The 18671-nt window shown below is 35.9% G+C and carries 16 protein-coding genes; 9 read left to right on the top strand and 7 right to left on the bottom strand.

The features are described 5' to 3' along the window. The first annotated feature begins 58 nt into the window (after nucleotides 1-58). Nucleotides 59-751, top strand: coding sequence for a Crp/Fnr family transcriptional regulator (locus FOT98_RS10220; protein WP_063261687.1), 693 nt, complete (start codon nucleotides 59-61; stop codon nucleotides 749-751). Between the two features lie 91 nt (nucleotides 752-842). Here the strand turns inward: FOT98_RS10220 and narI are convergent, their stop codons facing one another. From narI to FOT98_RS10200, 4 genes are read right to left on the bottom strand one after another with little or no spacing between them, the layout of a single operon-like run. Beyond that, on the bottom strand, nucleotides 843-1532 hold the full coding sequence (gene narI / locus FOT98_RS10215) for a respiratory nitrate reductase subunit gamma (RefSeq protein ID WP_063261688.1): 690 nt from the start codon (nucleotides 1530-1532) through the stop codon (nucleotides 843-845). Nucleotides 1533-1549: 17 nt separating this feature from the next. Next, the gene (gene narJ / locus FOT98_RS10210) at nucleotides 1550-2080 is read right to left on the bottom strand and encodes a nitrate reductase molybdenum cofactor assembly chaperone (protein ID WP_063261689.1); all 531 of its coding nucleotides are present in this window, start codon (nucleotides 2078-2080) and stop codon (nucleotides 1550-1552) included. A 19-nt stretch (nucleotides 2081-2099) separates the two neighbouring features. Continuing rightward, nucleotides 2100-3575 (bottom strand): nitrate reductase subunit beta, encoded by a 1476-nt coding sequence (narH, locus tag FOT98_RS10205; RefSeq protein ID WP_063261690.1) that lies wholly within the window; start codon nucleotides 3573-3575, stop codon nucleotides 2100-2102. Next, entirely contained in the window at nucleotides 3565-7248 is a 3684-nt protein-coding gene (locus tag FOT98_RS10200; RefSeq protein WP_063261691.1) for a nitrate reductase subunit alpha, read from the bottom strand. The genes narH and FOT98_RS10200 overlap by 11 nt, the downstream gene beginning before the upstream one ends. A gap of 504 nt (nucleotides 7249-7752) precedes the next feature. Between FOT98_RS10200 and FOT98_RS10195 the strand changes: the two genes are divergently transcribed. From FOT98_RS10195 to FOT98_RS10185, 3 genes are read left to right on the top strand one after another with little or no spacing between them, the layout of a single operon-like run. After that, the gene (locus FOT98_RS10195; protein WP_063261692.1) at nucleotides 7753-8715 is read left to right on the top strand and encodes an AAA family ATPase; all 963 of its coding nucleotides are present in this window, start codon (nucleotides 7753-7755) and stop codon (nucleotides 8713-8715) included. Further along, on the top strand, nucleotides 8715-9929 hold the full coding sequence (locus tag FOT98_RS10190) for a DUF58 domain-containing protein (RefSeq protein ID WP_063261693.1): 1215 nt from the start codon (nucleotides 8715-8717) through the stop codon (nucleotides 9927-9929). Before FOT98_RS10195 ends, FOT98_RS10190 begins: the two co-directional genes overlap by 1 nt. Further along, a complete protein-coding gene (locus FOT98_RS10185; protein WP_063261694.1) occupies nucleotides 9926-12154 on the top strand; it encodes a transglutaminase TgpA family protein in 2229 nt (742 codons plus the stop codon). Before FOT98_RS10190 ends, FOT98_RS10185 begins: the two co-directional genes overlap by 4 nt. 82 nt (nucleotides 12155-12236) lie before the next feature. Here FOT98_RS10185 and bsaA read toward each other — a convergent pair whose 3' ends face one another. Then, nucleotides 12237-12719 (bottom strand): glutathione peroxidase, encoded by a 483-nt coding sequence (bsaA, locus tag FOT98_RS10180; RefSeq protein WP_000219426.1) that lies wholly within the window; start codon nucleotides 12717-12719, stop codon nucleotides 12237-12239. Between the two features lie 223 nt (nucleotides 12720-12942). Here bsaA and FOT98_RS10175 point away from each other — a divergent pair, with 223 nt between their 5' ends. From FOT98_RS10175 to FOT98_RS10155, 5 genes are all read left to right on the top strand, one after another. Then, nucleotides 12943-13152 (top strand): DUF3925 family protein, encoded by a 210-nt coding sequence (locus FOT98_RS10175; RefSeq protein ID WP_002127081.1) that lies wholly within the window; start codon nucleotides 12943-12945, stop codon nucleotides 13150-13152. A gap of 96 nt (nucleotides 13153-13248) precedes the next feature. After that, complete coding sequence (locus tag FOT98_RS10170) at nucleotides 13249-14220, top strand: MBL fold metallo-hydrolase (protein WP_063261695.1); 972 nt, start codon at nucleotides 13249-13251, stop codon at nucleotides 14218-14220. An 85-nt stretch (nucleotides 14221-14305) separates the two neighbouring features. Continuing rightward, nucleotides 14306-14740 carry a hypothetical protein gene (locus tag FOT98_RS10165; RefSeq protein ID WP_063261696.1) on the top strand — a complete coding sequence of 145 codons (435 nt, stop codon included), beginning with the start codon at nucleotides 14306-14308 and terminating at the stop codon, nucleotides 14738-14740. A 110-nt stretch (nucleotides 14741-14850) separates the two neighbouring features. After that, on the top strand, nucleotides 14851-16797 hold the full coding sequence (locus FOT98_RS10160; RefSeq protein ID WP_063261697.1) for an ABC1 kinase family protein: 1947 nt from the start codon (nucleotides 14851-14853) through the stop codon (nucleotides 16795-16797). A 141-nt stretch (nucleotides 16798-16938) separates the two neighbouring features. Next, nucleotides 16939-17184 (top strand): hypothetical protein, encoded by a 246-nt coding sequence (locus FOT98_RS10155; protein ID WP_063261698.1) that lies wholly within the window; start codon nucleotides 16939-16941, stop codon nucleotides 17182-17184. A gap of 43 nt (nucleotides 17185-17227) precedes the next feature. Here FOT98_RS10155 and FOT98_RS10150 read toward each other — a convergent pair whose 3' ends face one another. Both FOT98_RS10150 and FOT98_RS10145 read right to left on the bottom strand, forming a co-directional pair. Then, the gene (locus tag FOT98_RS10150) at nucleotides 17228-17908 is read right to left on the bottom strand and encodes a DUF3600 domain-containing protein (RefSeq protein ID WP_063261699.1); all 681 of its coding nucleotides are present in this window, start codon (nucleotides 17906-17908) and stop codon (nucleotides 17228-17230) included. Continuing rightward, complete coding sequence (locus FOT98_RS10145) at nucleotides 17905-18483, bottom strand: sigma-70 family RNA polymerase sigma factor (RefSeq protein WP_063261700.1); 579 nt, start codon at nucleotides 18481-18483, stop codon at nucleotides 17905-17907. The genes FOT98_RS10150 and FOT98_RS10145 overlap by 4 nt, the downstream gene beginning before the upstream one ends. Nucleotides 18484-18671: the final 188 nt, after the last annotated feature.

Raw genomic sequence — 18671 nt, 5'->3', positions numbered from 1 at the left:
CATCATAATTACATTCAAAATAAGAAATATATTGTTAACGAGAAGAAAGGTGATCGCTGTGGCAAACAGTATGACATTATCTCAAGATTTAAAGGAATTACTTGCATCTGTTGAATATAAAATGCAAATTAAAAAAGGAAGTTTTATTTTTCAAGAAGGTATGGAGGCAACCGAACTCTATATCATCCACACAGGAAAAGTACAAATTAGTAAATTAAGTGCTGATGGGCAAGAGTTGACACTCCGTATTTGTTCGGCATATGACATTATTGGAGAATTAACATTGTTCACGGACAATGCAAAGTATTTATTAAATTCAAAATGCCTTGAAGATGTTGAAGTAGGCGTTATAAAGCGTGAAACCTTAGAAAAAGCATTACTCCAAAAACCCGCTCTTGTATTTGAATTTATGAAATGGATTAGTGAACATTTAAGAAGAATGCAAACGAAGTTCCGAGATTTAGTATTACATGGCAAAAAAGGTGCCCTGTATTCTACTCTCATTCGAATGACAAATAGTTACGGTTTGTTAAAGGAAAATGGTATTCTCATCGATTTACCATTAACGAATCAAGAACTTGCTAATTTCTGTGCAACTTCACGTGAAAGTGTAAATCGAATGTTAAATGAATTAAAAAAGCAAGGTACAATTTCTATTCATAAAGGAAAGATTACAATACACGATTTACACTTTTTAAAATGTGAAATTGCTTGTGAAGATTGCTCTGCTTCTGTTTGTAGCATTGATTAGCATTTTATTGAGATTTATACCTATAAAGAAAGCCGAGGTCTCCAATTAGATCTCGGCTTTCTTTATAAGTTACTAAACATATAAAACAAAATTATTTTTTCAATTCATTTGGAATACGTCTTCTGTAAATCACATAACTACGACTTAAATATTTAATTGGGGCACTAAATACATGTACTAGTCTAGTAAATGGCCATACTGCGAAAAGCCCCATCCCTGCAAGAATATGAATTTTAAACCATACAGGCACTTCCATCATATATTCGACTTTCGGTCGGAAAATAAAGAGACTTCGGAACCAAGGACCGATCGTTGTACGATAATCAAACCCTTTTGAGTCGATGTTTAAAAATGTTGAAAAAAGTCCTGCTAGCATTACGATAAGTAATAATATAAGCGCAATATAATCTCCCTTTGTACTCGTTGCAATGATACGTTTTACTGTTACCCGGCGGTACGTTAATATAATTAAACCGATGATAGAAGCAACACCTGCCGGAAGTCCGAAACTAATCGCTATTACATGATACATATGCTCCGAAATACCTATTGAACGGTATACAGCTTCTGGAATTAAAATCCCCATGACATGACCGCCAATTACGAACATAATCCCAAAATGGAATAGTAGGCTTCCGATTCGGAGCATTTTCTTTTCTAATAGTTCACTAGATTTTGATGTCCATCCAAATTGATCATAGTTGTATCTGAAAATATGTCCACCGATAAAGATTGCAAAAATGATATAGGGAAACAATACCCATAGAAATTGATCCATCATTTTGACAACTCTCCTTTCTAATTTGTCTGTACACCCCATGTATTGATAGCGAGTAGAACAGCCGCAAGAATTGGTTCATACATACTATCTGCTTCTTTTAACTGAACGTGTAATGCTTGTATGTTTTCCTTGTATTTACTCATAATTGGTTCACTGTCTTGCTCATTTGCATTTGCAAAAAACTCTAGTAAAAGAGGTAAATAATCAGGTAGTTCTTTATCTGTTACTTCAAAACCAGATTTTTTATAATGCTGCTTTAACTCTAGTAATTCAATACCTCTTTCTCTTTGTTCACCAGTGTTCATATACGTTAAATACATATTAGTCTTTTTACCAAAATCAAATGTATATACGTAACTATCAATAAGTTGATCGTTCGTTTTATTTAGTACTTGTTCTATAAATGTTGTAAGTGGAGCTTTAACTTCGTCCTGCTCAATTGCTTCAACCTCTTCTTGTAATTCAACTAAAGCTTCTCTCCACCCGATTTCCGGGTAGGAGAGAAGGAATGAAGAACACGAAAAAGCAGTTTGTAAACTTTGTTTCATATGTTTCCGCCCCCATTATTTAAGAAATTGTCGTGCAAGATCCTGGGCCACCTGCGAAGGATAAACCACAGCTTCCTTGTTCGTTATATAAATCTGCAACTTGTTCGCGGTGAGACGTTGGGATTACGAAGCGATCTTTATATTTTGCAATCGCAAGAAGTCGATACATATCTTCTACATCCTGTTTCGTTAAACCGATTTCTTTTAATACAGCTTCATTTGGTTCTTTATTAATTTGAAGTGCTCTCATATGTGTTCGCATAACAGCCATTTTTTTCAATGTAAGACGAATATGTGATTCATCTCCTGCAGTGAGTAAATTCGCTAAATATTGAATTGGAATACGCATATTATTAATAGCAGGGAAAATCTCTTCTGCTTGCCAGTTACTACCTTTTCCCTCCACCATGTTCATAATCGGGCTAAGCGGCGGGATATACCAAACCATCGGCATAGTACGATACTCTGGGTGAAGAGGTAGAGCGATTTTCCAATCGATAATCATTTTATAGATTGGTGACTGTTGTGCCGCTTTAATCCATTCTTCAGGAATCCCTTGCTTTTTCGCTTCAGCTGCTACTTCTGGATCATTTGGATCTAAGAAAACCGTAAGCTGAGATTCATATAAATCTGTTTCATTTTCAACAGAAGCCGCTTCTTTTACTTTGTCAGCGTCATATAGCATTACCCCAATGTATCGAATACGCCCTACACATGTTTCCGAACAAATTGTAGGCATACCCGCTTCAATACGAGGGAAACACATTGTACATTTTTCAGCTTTATTCGTTTGCCAGTTAAAGTACACTTTTTTATATGGACAAGAAGATACGCAAAATCTCCATGCACGACATGCATTTTGATCGACAAGAACAATCCCATCTTCTTCACGTTTATACATCGCACCAGATGGACAAGAGGATACACAAGATGGATTCATACAATGTTCGCATATGCGCGGTAAATACATCATAAAGACATTTTCAAAATCCGTTTTAATTTCTTCTTCCATTTTCTTTACGTTCGGATCTTGTAATCCTGTTATATGTCCACCAGCTAAATCATCTTCCCAGTTCGGACCCCATTCGATTTTATCGATAAATTCACCTGTAATTGCTGATTTCGGACGAGCAACTGGCTGATGCTTACGCTGCGGACTATTTGTTAACGTTTCATAATCATAGTTCCAAGGTTCAAAGTAATCATCAATTGTCGGTTGGTCTGGATTATGGAAAATATTCATAAGGCGCTTCATTTTCGAACCGGATTTCAGCTGAATTTCACCATTTTTCAATTCCCATCCACCTTTATATTTCTCCTGATCTTCCCATTGCTTCGGATAACCAATACCAGGCTTCGTTTCTACATTATTGAAATACATATATTCAGCACCTGGACGATTTGTCCAGGTGTTTTTGCATGTTACGCTACAAGTATGGCAGCCGATGCATTTATCTAGGTTCATTACCATTCCGACTTGTGCTTTAATCTTCAAGCCAATCTACCTCCTTCAGTTTGCGAATTACAACATTTAAGTCGCGCTGATTCCCAGTTGGACCATAATAGTTAAATCCATAGCTTAATTGGCCATATCCGCCAATCATATGTGTCGGTTTTACGTGAATTCGAGTTGGACTATTATGTGTTCCCCCGCGATTACTTGTTAATTTCGTTCCAGGTACGTTAATGTGGCGATCTTGCGCATGATGCATAAATGCCATTCCTCTCGGTATACGGTGCGTTACAACAGCACGCGCTACAACAACACCGTTACGGTTAAAGCACTCGATCCAATCATTATCTGCAACACCAGCTTCTTCAGCATCCTCTTTATTCATCCAAACGGTTGGACCACCTCTAAACAGCGTTAACATCGGTAATGAATCGAAATACATACTATGAATTGACCACTTATTATGCGGTGTTAAATAGTTCAATGTAATCTCTTTTCCTTCTACTTCAGGCCGTGATTTACGGAACGGTTTATGTTGCAGAATTGGTTTAAATGTTGCCATCGTTTCACCAAACTCTTTCATCATTTCGTGATCTAAGTAGAAAGATTGTCGACCCGTTATCGTTCTCCAAGGGATAAGACGTTCCACGTTGGTCGTAAACGGTGAGTAACGTCGTCCACCTTTTTCTGAACCTGTAAAGGCCGGAGAAGTAATTACTGTTTTTGGCTGCGCTGTAATTTGTTCAAATGTGAAGCATTCTTCTTCACGTTCTTCTGCTAAATCACGTAGTTTTAAATCCGTTTGTTTTTCAAGTGCTTCCCATGCTTTTACAGCCATATGACCGTTTGTTGTAGAAGAAAGTGTTAATACCGCTTCAGCAGCATTGATTGCTTCTTTTATGTCTGGGCAACCTTTCGCAATAGAATCCGTTCGAACGACTCCTAATCGGCTCTTTAATTGCTCATATTCTTTTTCTGCAGACCAAGAAATCCCTTTCGTACCAATCGGTTGTTTTCCGGCATTTGGTCCTAGCGCAGTCATTTTGTCATAAATCGTTTTATAATCCCTTTCGACAACATGAATTTGTGGCATCGTTTTACCTGGTATTGGTTCACACTCACCTTTACTCCAGTCTTTAATTTTGCCAAGTGGTTGCGCTAATTCTTGCGGTGTATCGTGAAGAAGTGGTGTTGCCACAACTTCTTTCATCGGTTCAAGATCAATTTTCTTCGCTAAATCTGACACAGCTTTAGAAAGTGAAGTGAAAATATCCCAGTCAGAGCGCGCTTCCCACGGTGAACCAATTGCCGGATTAAATGGATGTACAAATGGATGCATATCTGTACTACTTAAATCATGCTTTTCATACCAAGTTGAAGCTGGTAAGACGATATCAGAATAAAGCGCTGTTCCGGCCATACGGAAATCTAAATTAATGAGTAAATCAAGTTTCCCTTCTGGTGCTTCTTCATGCCACTTAATTTCTTCTGGTCGTAACGAATCACTATCGTCATTCATTAATCCGTTCGTTGTACCTAACAAATGCTTTAAGAAATATTCGTGCCCTTTACCAGAACTTGAAATTAAATTTGCACGCCATACGAATAAGTTGCGCGGGAAGTTATTTTTATTATCAGGATCTTCAATTGCAAATTTCAGTTCTTTTTCTTTTAATTTTTGTGCAACATATTTTCCGATTTCTTCTTGCGTTGTTGCACCTGCAGCAACAGCTTCTTTATATAATTCAATCCCATTTTTCTCGAATGTTGGATACGAAGGTAACCAGCCAAGCCTTGCTGCTAATACGTTGTAATCACCGTGATGTTGATAACGAGAATTGCCTTCAACTGGTGATGCTAAATGTCCAACTGGTGTATCTTCATAGCGCCATTGATCTGTTACGAAATAGAAGAAAGATGTACCATTTTGTAATTTCGGTGGCCCTTGCCAATCTTTTGCCATCGCGATTGTTTGCCATCCTTCCGCTGGTCGCAATTTTTCTTGACCAACATAATGCGCCCAACCACCGCCGTTTACACCTTGCGCTCCGACGAGAAGTACAAGATTTAAAACGGCGCGATAAATCGTATCAGAGTTAAACCAATGGTTAATACCAGCTCCCATAATAATCATTGAGCGACCATTCGTATCAACAGCATTTTGTGCGAACTCACGAGCGATTTGAATAATAAGTTCTCGTTTCACTCCTGTCATTTTTTCTTGCCATGCAGGTGTAAACGGTACGTCATCATTGAAATCTTTCGGTTCTTGTCCGCCGAGTCCTCGGTTCACGCCGTAATTCGCTAACGTTAAGTCGTATACAGTTGTAACGAACACATCACCTTCTTCTGTCATAACCTTTTTCACTGGAATTGTACGTTCTAATATTGTATTTCCATCATCAGAGAAGTACGGAATTTGTACAGTTTGAACACTATCTTCCATTCCAAGTAAAGAAAGACGCGGATTAATCTTTTCACCGGTTTCTTCATCTTCTAAACGTAAGTTCCATTTCTTTTCGTTATCCCAACGTGACCCCATTGTACCGTGAGGTGTTGCAAAATCATTCGTGTTCTCGTTCCAAAGTACAGGTTTCCATTCTCCTAACTTCGTTTCGCGTCCAATATCAGAAGCATTTAAGAATCGATCAGCAACGAATTGGTCTCCTTTTTGTTTCAATGTGACGAAGAAAGGAAAATCAGTATATTGCTTTGCATACTTTGTGAAGTATTCCACTTGATTATCTACGTAAAATTCTTGTAAGATCACGTGCCCCATTGCCATCGCAAGTGCACCATCTGTACCTTGTTTCACACTAATCCAATCATCCGCAAACTTTGTAGATTCAGCGAAGTCAGGACTGACAGAAACGACTTTCGTTCCTTTATATCGAACCTCTGCTAAAAAGTGTGCATCTGGTGTTCTCGTCATCGGTACATTTGAACCCCACGTCATAATGTAACCAGAGTTATACCAATCGCTACTTTCTGGTACATCTGTTTGATCACCCCAAATTTGCGGAGAAGCTGGTGGTAAATCTGCGTACCAATCATAGAAGCTAAGCATCGGTCCACCCATAAGTTGCATAAAGCGACTACCAGCTGCATGACTTAACATCGACATAGCTGGAATTGGTGAGAAACCAACATTTCGGTCTGGACCGTATTTCATAACTGTGTATAGTAAAGAAGCTGAAACGAGTTGTAACACTTCATCCCAATTCGCACGAATGAATCCCCCTTTACCACGCGCCTGCTTATACGTACGTGCCTTTTCAGGGTTTTCCACAATGCTCTTCCAAGCATCTAATGGTGACTCGTTATTTTGCAGTTCCTCTTGCCACATATTCCAAAGAACACCACGTACATACGGATATTTCACACGAAGTGGACTGTAAATGTACCAAGAAAAACTTGCTCCACGCGGACATCCTCGTGGTTCAAAATCAGGCATATCAGGACCTGTAGTCGGATAGTTAAGCTCCTGTCCTTCCCAAGTTACGATTCCATCTTTCACATAAATGTTCCAACTACATGAACCAGTACAGTTCACGCCGTGTGTGGAACGAATTACATTATCATGCTGCCAACGCTTTCTGTACACATTCTCCCATTCGCGGTCTTCATATGTTTCTTGTGTATGGTTATCGTTATAACGATCTATTGGTGAAAAATATTTTAAACGTCTCATTAGTGCTGAAGGTTTCTTCTTCATACTGTTCACTCCTTTAATACGTCTCTCTTACATACCCCTACTATAAGAGAGGTTGTAAAATTCAGATGTGACATTTCGCACAGTTCAAGAGATTGTCAAAAATTCAGTAGAAAATAAGTTTGTGAGAAAATCTTTTGTTCCGTTGTGAAGATTTATGGTTAATCTTAATTATTAGGAGAATAGTATTTTGGGGGATCGACTATTTTGCAAAAGAAAAAACGCAGGAGATATTCCTACGTTTTTCTTTATAAATATATGAAACAGAGTTTTGAATTTTCTCTTCACGATATTATTTTATATCAAGACATATTTCACATTAAACTACAAATCATTATTTACCATATTGCCCTTAGTTACGGAAACAATTATACTAGATGTAATCAGAATAAATAATCTGAATATTCTTAGAATTAAAGATAAAATCTTTATGCCCGTAATTAGATGGATACATTCTATTTTCCACTAAATAGATTAAAAAACGATAATAACATTAGGAGGATTACGATGCACCAGCTTGATTCATTACATCCCATTATAGAAAAAATAATTAATAATATTGAAAAGTTAATGGTCGGAAAGCGAAAAGAAACGATCTTAGCTTTGACAGCTCTGTTAGCGGAAGGTCATGTACTATTAGAAGATGTTCCTGGCGTTGGGAAAACAATGTTAGTACGTGCTCTTTCTAAATCTATTGATGCTGATTACAAGCGCATTCAATTCACACCTGATTTACTGCCGTCAGATGTAACAGGTGTTTCTATTTATAATCCGAAAGAGCTCCAATTTGAGTTCAAACCTGGACCAATCATGGGGAATTTTATACTTGCTGATGAAATTAATCGTACATCTCCCAAAACACAATCTTCCTTACTTGAAAGTATGGAAGAAGGCAATATTACAATAGATGGCAGGACAAGACCGTTACCAAAACCGTTCTTTGTAATGGCTACACAGAATCCGGTCGAATATGAGGGAACGTATCCTTTACCAGAAGCACAGCTTGATCGTTTCTTATTGAAACTAAAAATGGGATATCCTACACAAGAAGAAGAATTTGAAATTTTAAACAGGATGGAAAAAACAAATCCCCTCTCCCATTTACAAGCTATTACTACAATAGAAGAATTACTTTATTTACAACAGAGCGTACGGGAAATAAGTATGGACAAAGCAATCAAGCATTACATTGTAAAGCTTGTTAGTCAGACTCGTTCTTATAGTTCTATACAGCTTGGTGCAAGTCCACGTGGCTCGATTGCTTTAATGAAAGCTTCACAAGCATATGCATTCATCCATGGCAGAAATTATGTTATTCCAGACGATGTTAAATTTTTAGCTCCTTACGTATTAGCTCACAGACTCATTCTAAAAATGGAGGCAAAATTTGAAGGAATTACAGGAGAACAAGTTATCACAAAAATCGTTGCGCGAACTACCGTACCTACTCAAAGGAAGATGAACCTTTGATGAAACGGATACTACGAACACTCTATTATTTTACTAAGTTATCACTCATTCCGTTATGCCTAGTCTTAACATTTGTATACGTTATGCTTCAAGGAGGATTTGTAAGTTGGTTTTTGTTTTACAGTATGATTCCTATTGGACTTTATTCACTACTGCTTCCCTTCTATGCTTTACGGAACGCCGAGGTAAAACGAATAACAAATCAAGACGAATATGTAGCAGGAGAACCATTTTTAAGTACGATTACAATAAAAAGAAGTTTTCCTTTTCCCTTACTTTATTTAATTATAGAAGATGTACTGCCATCACAATTTACAAATTATAAACAAATAAAGATGAATAAAGTAATACTCTTTCCAGGATTGAAACGAAATATTTCGTTTCAATATGCAATTGATACAATCCCTAGAGGAGAGCACTCTTTTTCAAGCGTACGTGTCAAAACTGGTGATTTATTCGGTATGATGGAGAAAGAAATAACTTTTTCAGTTCCAGATACATTTTTAGTCTATCCCCAGTATGTAGATATAACATATCGACAAATGGAAAATCATTTCGAACAAGGAGCACTTTCAGCAAATATAAATTTAGTAAAAGACTCTACCATTTCTGTCGGTGTGAGAGACTATAAACCTGGTGACCGCTTTTCATGGATTGATTGGAAAGCAACTGCCCGAACAAACAACATTATGACGAAAGAGTTTGAACAACAGCGCAGCCATAATATTATGATATTCATGGACAGAACCCCATCCCCTCTATTCGAATCAGTCGTCACATTTACCGCCTCTATTGTCAGGTCTGTCTTGAAGCAAAATTCACCAGCGTCATTCGTATCTGTCGGAAAAGAACGAACTTTTTTCCCTTTAGACAATGGAGATAGTCAGTTGCATCAAATCTTTTGTCATTTAGCGAAAGTACAAGCGGACAGTGCATTCCCGCTCTCCCGGAGTGTAGAAATGGAATTAAGAAAAATTTATGAGCCCGTCACGATTATACTCGTAACAAGCGATCTTTCTCCCGATATTCAAAAGGCGGCTGACTTTGCTGCTATTAAAAATAGAAAATTAATGGTGTTTGTCGTAAAAGAAAAAGCAAATCAACTCTCACATCGAGAACTCAGTATTCTAGAAACTCTACAAAAACGAAAAATATTTGTAAAAGCGGTTTATGAAAACCACTATACAAACGTATTTTTTGAGGTGAGCAAATGATAACATTACAAACAAAAAAACAATGGGATATGAACAGATTTTTCATGCATGCGTGCGCATTTCTACTTTTACTAGAATGGCTAAGACCCCTCATAGGTATTACAAACGTAGGTAGATTAGATATTTTTGTAATATTTATAGGGATTTGCTTCACTCTCTCTTTTTTTCAAACAAAGTGGCAGATTCCAATAAAGATCATCACAATTTTATTCATTATTCATTTCCTATATTATAAAAATGCTTTTATAAATCCATCTTGGCTAACGAAATTTTTTACTGATATTTCTCTAAATTCCTCCCTGTTATTTAAGGGGAATTTACTAGATATCTCTCCAGTTTTTCCAACACTTTTATTTTTTTTATCATTTTGGTTTTTGAGTGCTTTCATTTCTTTTTGGATGATTCATAGAAAGCGCGGTTTGTTATTTCTTATATTGACTATTATTTATATCACCGTTTTTCATAACTTACATTTATACGATGCAAACTTCGCTATTATTCGTACTGTTGTCATCGGCTTTTTTATGCTTAGCCTTCTTCGCATAGAACGAATAAAAGAGATGGAACACTTACAAAATTATGCTAAAGAAATCTCAAAATTACTTAGACCTCTTACAGTGTTTATTGTATTGTCAGCAACCATCGCATACTTCGCACCAAAATTTGGTCCTCAATGGCCCAACCCAATGGATTTTTTAAAATTCAACACATCCGAAGCAAGTAAACAGCAAGAAGTTTCTAAAATTGGGTATGGTTTAGATGACTCGAGATTAGGTGGTCCTTTTAAGGCTGATCCTACAATTGTTTTCACAGTACAAACGCAAAACAAACAATATTGGAGAGTTGAAACGAAAGATTTTTATACTGGAAAAGGATGGGAGGTTTCTGAAAATCAAAAAAAGATTTCTTTTAAAAATAAAAACGACGTCTTGAGCTGGTACGAACAAAATACAAAAACGGAGACAACAAAGTCAACAATTAACATGCAAAAAAGTTATCCTCACCTTACCTATCCAGCAGGGTTAATATCAGTTGAGGCTTCTTCAGATGCATCATACAGCGTTGATCCATTTTCTGAAAAAATCTATACGATGGACGGAGACTCCTCCACTACTTTACATTCATATAAAGTAACGTATGAGGTCCCCGAGTTTTCCATAGAAAAATTGAAAGCTGTAAAAACGAATGAAGGCCAAGAAACAAATCCTTACTTCATGACAAAGTACACACAACTTCCCGAATCATTACCGCAGCGAGTAAAAGACTTAGCTGCTAATCTAACAAATGATAAAGACAACCGATATGAGAAAGTATTAGCTATTGAAAACTACTTTACCGACCATTCTTTCGTATATGAAACAACGAATGTGTTGTTCCCTGCCAAAAACCAAGATTATGTAGATCAATTTCTTTTTGATACAAAAAGCGGATACTGTAATAATTTCTCAACATCTATGATCGTGTTACTTCGTTCTGCCGGGATTCCTGCTCGCTGGGTAAAAGGGTATACGGAAGGAACTCTTGATAATACGCTTGCCTCTGCAGAAGGTGAGGATGTTTATAAAATCGCGAACGATAACGCACACTCTTGGGTCGAAGTATACTTCCCTGGATACGGATGGATTCCATTCGAACCAACAAAAGGATTTACTAATCCCTATAATTTTACAAATAATACTCCTGCTCCCACAATACAAAATAGCGAAGAAACTAATTCTCAAAACGCGCAAATGCACCAAAGAAACAATGAAGCAAAGCTCAAAAGTTTAATAGAAGATACAGAAGAAGCTCCTACTAAAAAGATTACAAATGCTAAAAATGTATTTTCTTGGTGGTACGTATTCCTCTCTTCGATACTAATTAGTATTATAGGATATACTCTCTTCGCTACTAGAATGAAATGGATTACATTTTTTATCATTCTTTTCTATAAATACCGAAAAGATGATGCTGTTTATAGCAAAGCTTATGGCGCACTTTTAAAACAATTTACTCGAGTCGGTATACGACGAAGTGAAAGTCAAACATTCCGAGAATATGCTCTCCACATCGACACACTTTACAACTCGAATGATATGCAACAACTTACTTTTAGTTATGAGAACGCTATGTATCAAAAGGGACAGGCTGCAACAGAATGGGAAAAATCCGTTCACTTATGGGAAATCCTTATGAAAAAAGCAGCTTCTCCGCCTAAATCAAATGACTTCCATTCAGCGATTTAATCTTGATAATGTGAGTTAAAAGAAAAAGCCTCAAAGAACAACATTGTTCTTTGAGGCTTTTTTAATAAATTGAAACTTCTAGTTATTCCCCAAGTACCTTCTCAATCTCAACCTCTAAATCCACCGGCTTCGTTTGCGGCGCAAAACGCCCTACTACTTTCCCGTCTTTTCCGATTAGAAACTTAGTAAAGTTCCATTTCACTGCTTTCATACCGAGTAAACCTGGTGCTTGTTCTGTCATGTATGTATAAAGCGGATGTGCCTTATCACCTTTCACATCAACCTTTGCAAACATCGGGAAGTTTACACCGTAGTTTAATTCACAAAAACTAGTAATATCTGCTTCTGTACCCGGTTCTTGTCCTCCGAATTGATTACAAGGGAAACCGAGTATTTCTAGTCCTTGGTCTTTATATTTATCATATACTTCTTGTAACCCTTTATATTGCGGTGTAAAACCACACTTGCTAGCTACATTTACAATAAGAAGCGCTTTTCCTTCGTAATCTTTTAACGACTTATCTTCTCCTGTTATCGTTTTAGCTGAAAAATCATAAACTGTCATGGTCCTTGCCCCTCTCTTCACTATCATTCTATGTTTATACTATACTACATTCGTGAATATACAGCTCTTATTACGTATTCCCCTCCAAAATGACAGCGCTTTATTTCTGTTCGGAAATTCGACACAAACTACTAGACTTTTATGTTGGAAAGTTTTACAATTGAATTGTGAACAAAATGTGACAGTTTATATTCCATTATAAAAGAAAAGGATGGTGTTCATTATGAAAACTGCACAACATGAAACGATTTCAAATCGCGAGTTTTATTTCGTACTATATATGATGTTATTGTATGTGATTGGCTGGGTAATCGATGTAAATGGTTTATTTTTAAGCTCCTACTTTAATTTAGCAGGAGAGATTATGCTGCCAATCGTTGGTGGCATAGTTGGACTGTTCGTTATGTCTATCAATAAAGAACAAACGAAATAATAACACTTTAAAAAGGCAGAAGACGAGCTTTCGTTTTCTGCCTTTTTTCTATTTTAGCGTATAATAGAAACATACAGTAAATAAGGAGTGGTAATGATGAAAAAAGTAGAGCAATTATCTTCTCACCTATATCTTATTGATGATTTCGATTTACAACATAATGAACGAACTGGTACGTACGTTTTATTAGGTGACGATATTACTTTAATTGAAACTTGTGCAGCCCCTTCTCTTCCGTATATTTTAGACGGCTTACAACAATTACATATTGATTTAAACGATTTAAAAAACATTATCGTAACACACGTTCATTTAGATCATGCCGGGGCTGCTGGTTTAATGATGGAAAAGTGCCCAAATGCTACTTTATATGTGCATTCTCGCGGTGCTCGTCATATGATTGATCCAACAAAACTCATTTTAGGCGCAAAAGCTGTATACAAAGAAGATTTCGATAAACTGTTTGATCCCATTCTTCCTATAGAAGAAGAACGTGTTCGTATTGTACAACATGGTGATACATTACAAATTGCCGAAGACCGCATCCTTACATTTTACGATACACCGGGACATGCGAAGCACCATATTAGCATTCACGATTCATTAACAAACGGCATTTTTACTGGCGATACAATTGGCATTTATTATAGAGAACTCGCAGACGTTGGTATAGAACTATATCTCCCATCAACGTCTCCTTCACAATTCCAACCAGATGCGATGATTGCTTCAAAAAATCACATTCAAAGTATGAATGTAGATACTATTTATTTCGGTCATTACGGTGCATCATCTAATGTTACAGAAGTATATAACCAGCTTGAACATTGGCTACCTATTTTCGTTCATACGGGAAAAGAGGTCTTTGAACAGTATAATGATTTCGATGAAGCGACTAAAGCTTTACAAACTGTATTAATGAATAAGATCTCTTCCCACCTTACAAAGTTAAACGTTCCATCAGATCATTCCGTTTATAACATTTTACATCTGGATATAGAAATTAGCGCGATGGGCATTATAGATTATTTCACGAAGCAAGAAAAAACAAACTCCACTATTAACTAACCATAAAAGAAGAGATATACAACAATAGTTATTGTATATCTCTTCTTTTTTTGAATATATTTTGAGTAAAGGATGGTGGAATACAATGCAAAAAGTGATGCTATACCTCTGCTTCACCTTATTTATCGTCTTATTATTATTTGTCGGAGTGAAAATTCAATTTTATTTAGATACAGACGCCCAGGTAAACTTTAACGTATATCCAAGATTATTCTACTTTACACTCTTCCCTCTTATCGTTGGCATATTATTACGATTCCTTCAATCGATTAATCGCGAAACGAGTAAACAAAGCTGGAGCTTTCAACCAGATAAGTTTATCGTAATTACAGTGCCTACAATATTAATTTCCTTTTCTCCAGCTCTACTCTTTTCACCGCTTGGCCAATATCTACCTTATTTAGCTAATATTATTCTTATAAATACAACCTTTGTTACGATAATTAGTTTAATAGCTGGTTATTCCCTTTTAGATTGTTTTATACAAAAAGATAATGCAACTATGAAAAAATATAATTGAGTACTCTATTGAATCTTGCAAGCCAAGGTTTGTACTTCCTTGGCTTGTTGTTAGAATAATTGCATTCCAGTATAATACAGTAATCGAATAAAATTTAGAGGAATGATACAATGTTTTTTCAACTTTTTCTACTAGCAATCATTATGTCTTTCATCAGTGGTCGGCTAATTGGTACAAAACTAAATTTCTTCAAACAAGCAAGTGCGGCCACTTTAGGTGTTTCAATTACGTCAGCTATGTATTGGTTTTTATTCTTACGCTATCAAGATGAATCGATTATCGGTGTTGATAGATATTTTTGGCTAGGAAGCTCATTAATCGTATCAATGCTTTGTTACCTAGTTTTTGAACTATTTGATCCTATTAAGCGTGGCGAAATGGATGAGCTAGTAATAGAAAGCCGAAATCCTATTTCAAAATTCTTCGCTAAGATTGGTAGACAAAAAAGATATATGCGCGTCTCTTCTATTGCAATAAAGCACGGGATGGGAAAATATTTAGCATTAAAGCGCTCGCCAGAAGCAGATCGTAAGCTCGCCACTTCACTTCGAAATACACTAGAAGAATGCGGTGGTGTATTTATTAAATTCGGACAAGTTTTATCAACTCGATCTGATTTATTACCATCTGTTTTTATTCACGAGTTATGTAACCTTCAGGAAAATGTAACACGTTTATCACAAAAACAAGTGGAAGAGATATTGATAAAGGAACTACATATACCAAAAGATGAAATTTTCAGCTCCTTTGAAATGGAACCGTTAGCTGCCGCCTCTATTGGACAAGTACATAAAGCAAAGCTAAAAGAAAGCGACCAGGATGTCGTCGTTAAACTACTACGGCCTAATATTTCTGAAACAATTAAACGTGACTTAGATATTTTAATTCACTTTGCTTTATGGATTTCCAACAAATCAACTTGGGCTAAAAACATCGGCTTTCTTGATTTAGCACATGGCTTCTCTACCGCAATGAAAGAAGAAATTGATTTCAAAATCGAGGCTCGTAACTTCGAACAAGTGTCTGATTCACTAAAAAATAGTGAAACGAAAGTAAAAATACCGAAAGTATATCAAGAATACAGTAATTCAAAAATACTTGTGCTTGAATTTTTGGATGGGGTAAGTGTTAAAAGCGGGTCAGCTTTATTAAATGAATTACAAATTGATACGAAAAAAGTACAACGACAACTCTTCGATTGTATTTTAGAGCAAATTTTCTTTAAAGGTATTTTCCATGCAGATCCTCATCCAGGTAACGTATATATTCTCCGTGATGGCACTCCTGCATTACTTGATTTCGGCTCTGTCGGACGATTAGGAACACTACAACAAGATGCATTCAAGCGACTGCTTATCGGCTTTGAGCGCAAAAATTCATATGTCTTGCTTGATGGACTGCTTCAATTAGTTGAAAAGAAACCAAATGTTGATAAAGAAGGATTAGAACAAGCTATCAGTCAATTATTAATCCAAAGTACGTATGTTTCTACAAATAGTTCTGAAGAATTCATGCAAGGATTATTTCAAATAATCGCTGAGTTTGAATTGGCTTTTTATCCAATGGTTACAGGAGCTTTCCGCTCTTTAATTACGCTAGAAGGAACGATGCTACAACTAAATCCCGAATTCAATTTAATGAACGAAGCGAAACGCTTTGCGAAAGATCATGCAGCTAGTTTTATGCCGGTTAACAATTATTCTAGTCTAAAAGAAGCTGCAACAAACGAATTACTCTCTATGTTACCTGCCATACGACGCATTCCTAGAAAACTAGATGATTTAAGTTCAAAACTAGAAAACGGAGAATTATCTGTAAAAGTCGGCTTTTTCTCTGACGAAACAAATGCATCATTCATTACTACGTTTATCTCGCAATTCCTAATTGCATTTATTGGAACTGCATTTGGTGGGATTTCAGTAGGCGTATTGCATTTAGCAAACAATGCGAAAGAGCCAAATAATCAATTTTTAAGTGTCGTTGGTTACGGTGGTTTATTTATAAGTGCGATATTACTTGTAAGAGTCGCTATTCATGCGGTAAGGAAATTTAAATAATAATAAAATGAGTATACAATCACATAGATTGTATACTCGTTTTTTATTGTTTACTTATTCAATATATACTAGGAAATTTATGTTAAACTAAAGAAAATCGTGTACTAAGTTAAATGCCATTTCAACTAAGGGAGCATTATTATGTATAAACTTTTTGGATTCTCGTGTCTAATGTTTCTCGCAAGTATATGTTCTTTCTTTATTTTAAGAGGGCCTAATGCAAATTTAACTTTAATTGTTGCGATTCTAGCTCCCCTTTCATTACTCGGAATTATTTTTGCGATAGCATCAAAAAATTGGTTATTCGGAATAGTTGGCACTGCATTAAATGGCGTAATACTAGTAGTTGTATATTTTCTATTGCTAGCAAAAGGAATAGGTGGTTAATACAATTAATAAAGCTCACAGCTAAAGCTATGAGCTTTCCTACTTATCGTACTTTTTCGTCTACATACTCCATAAACTGCTCCGCTTTAATAAATCTTTCTTTGTATGCCTCAGGTACTTCGTTTACTGTTATCCCACCACTTGATTTCGTTTTTACTAATACGGTTTGATATGACATTAATGCTTCCATATATTGTTCATACTCTTCAGGGGTTAATACTTCTTTACTAGATTTATGGCCATTTAATTTATCAAAATATGGCTGAAGCTCCATCTCTACTTTTTTCATTTCTTCTTTTTTAACTGGTGATAATTGATCGTAATCAATATTACCGTTCGAATCTCCGTACTCAAGCTTAGCATTTGTTAATTTTTTTAGTTCTTTTGTAAACTCTTCATATTCCTTTGCACCCATTTCATCTTTCGCTTGTGATAACTTTGCATTAAAACGCATATACGCTTCTAATGTCATCGCTCCGGCATGTTTTTTTAAATTCTCAAAAGATCCGTATATACCATCTGCCATGATAGATTGATAAGCAAAACCCGTCGTAGGGATTAAAAATGCTGCTGCAAGCACTCCTGCGATAAGGCGTTTCTTCACCTTACTTCCCCCGCGCTTCATTTTTATTTGAACGATTATTTTTTCTTTTAACTCCGGCGGGGCTACAACCCCCTTCGCTTCTTCTTGTATAGATTCTCTAACTCTACAATCTAAACTCATTTCGCATTCCCTACCTCTCCTAAAAAGATTTCTTCTACTTGCTCTTTTTGACGTAGTTTCCTTAAGGCCGCATGAATTCTAGATTTCACAGTACCAAGTGGAATATGTAATATTTTTGCTACTTCTTCTTGTGAGTAGTCGTGTAAGTATCTTAAAATAATTACTTGTTTCAATTTATACGGTAATTTATGAATGAGTTCGACTAGTTTTTGGTTTGATATTTTACTTACAACATCGTTTGAAAAATCAATTTGCACTGGTTTTCTTTGCTCTTCTGCTTTTTTTATAATTCGTAGTCGCATCCACCTCTTTCTTCTATAAGAATGAATTTGTTTAATCGCAAGTCCAATTAACCAAGGACGAAATGGCTTCTCGCTATCATACTTACGAAGCGATTCATATAACTGTATGTATATTTCTTGAACGACATCATCTACATCTGTTTTATCTTCAATTAAAAAATGTGCTGTTTTATATACTTCTTGAATCGTTTTATCATACAACTCGCTATATGCTTCTTTATTTCCTGATAAAGTTAAATGGATTAAATCTGTATACACTGTTTCATCCTTCATATACCATCCCTCCTTTGTCTTACACTATATATTGGCAAGTAATTGATATTTCGTTCGATTTTTTCAAAGGTTTTTTATATAAATTAATATAATAATTCAATGAGTTCATAAGCTTCACTTATAACCATGCATAACAATTATATAATTTTCCAATTCCTAATGAAGATTTAAAATGATTTATATAGTCA

Origin of the sequence: Bacillus sp. HY001, from assembly GCF_007558965.1 — a bacterium.
Lineage (GTDB): Bacteria > Bacillota > Bacilli > Bacillales > Bacillaceae_G > Bacillus_A > Bacillus_A mobilis.
The sequence above is the reverse complement of the archived record's forward strand: the minus strand, read 5'-3'. Positions and strand labels throughout refer to the sequence as shown.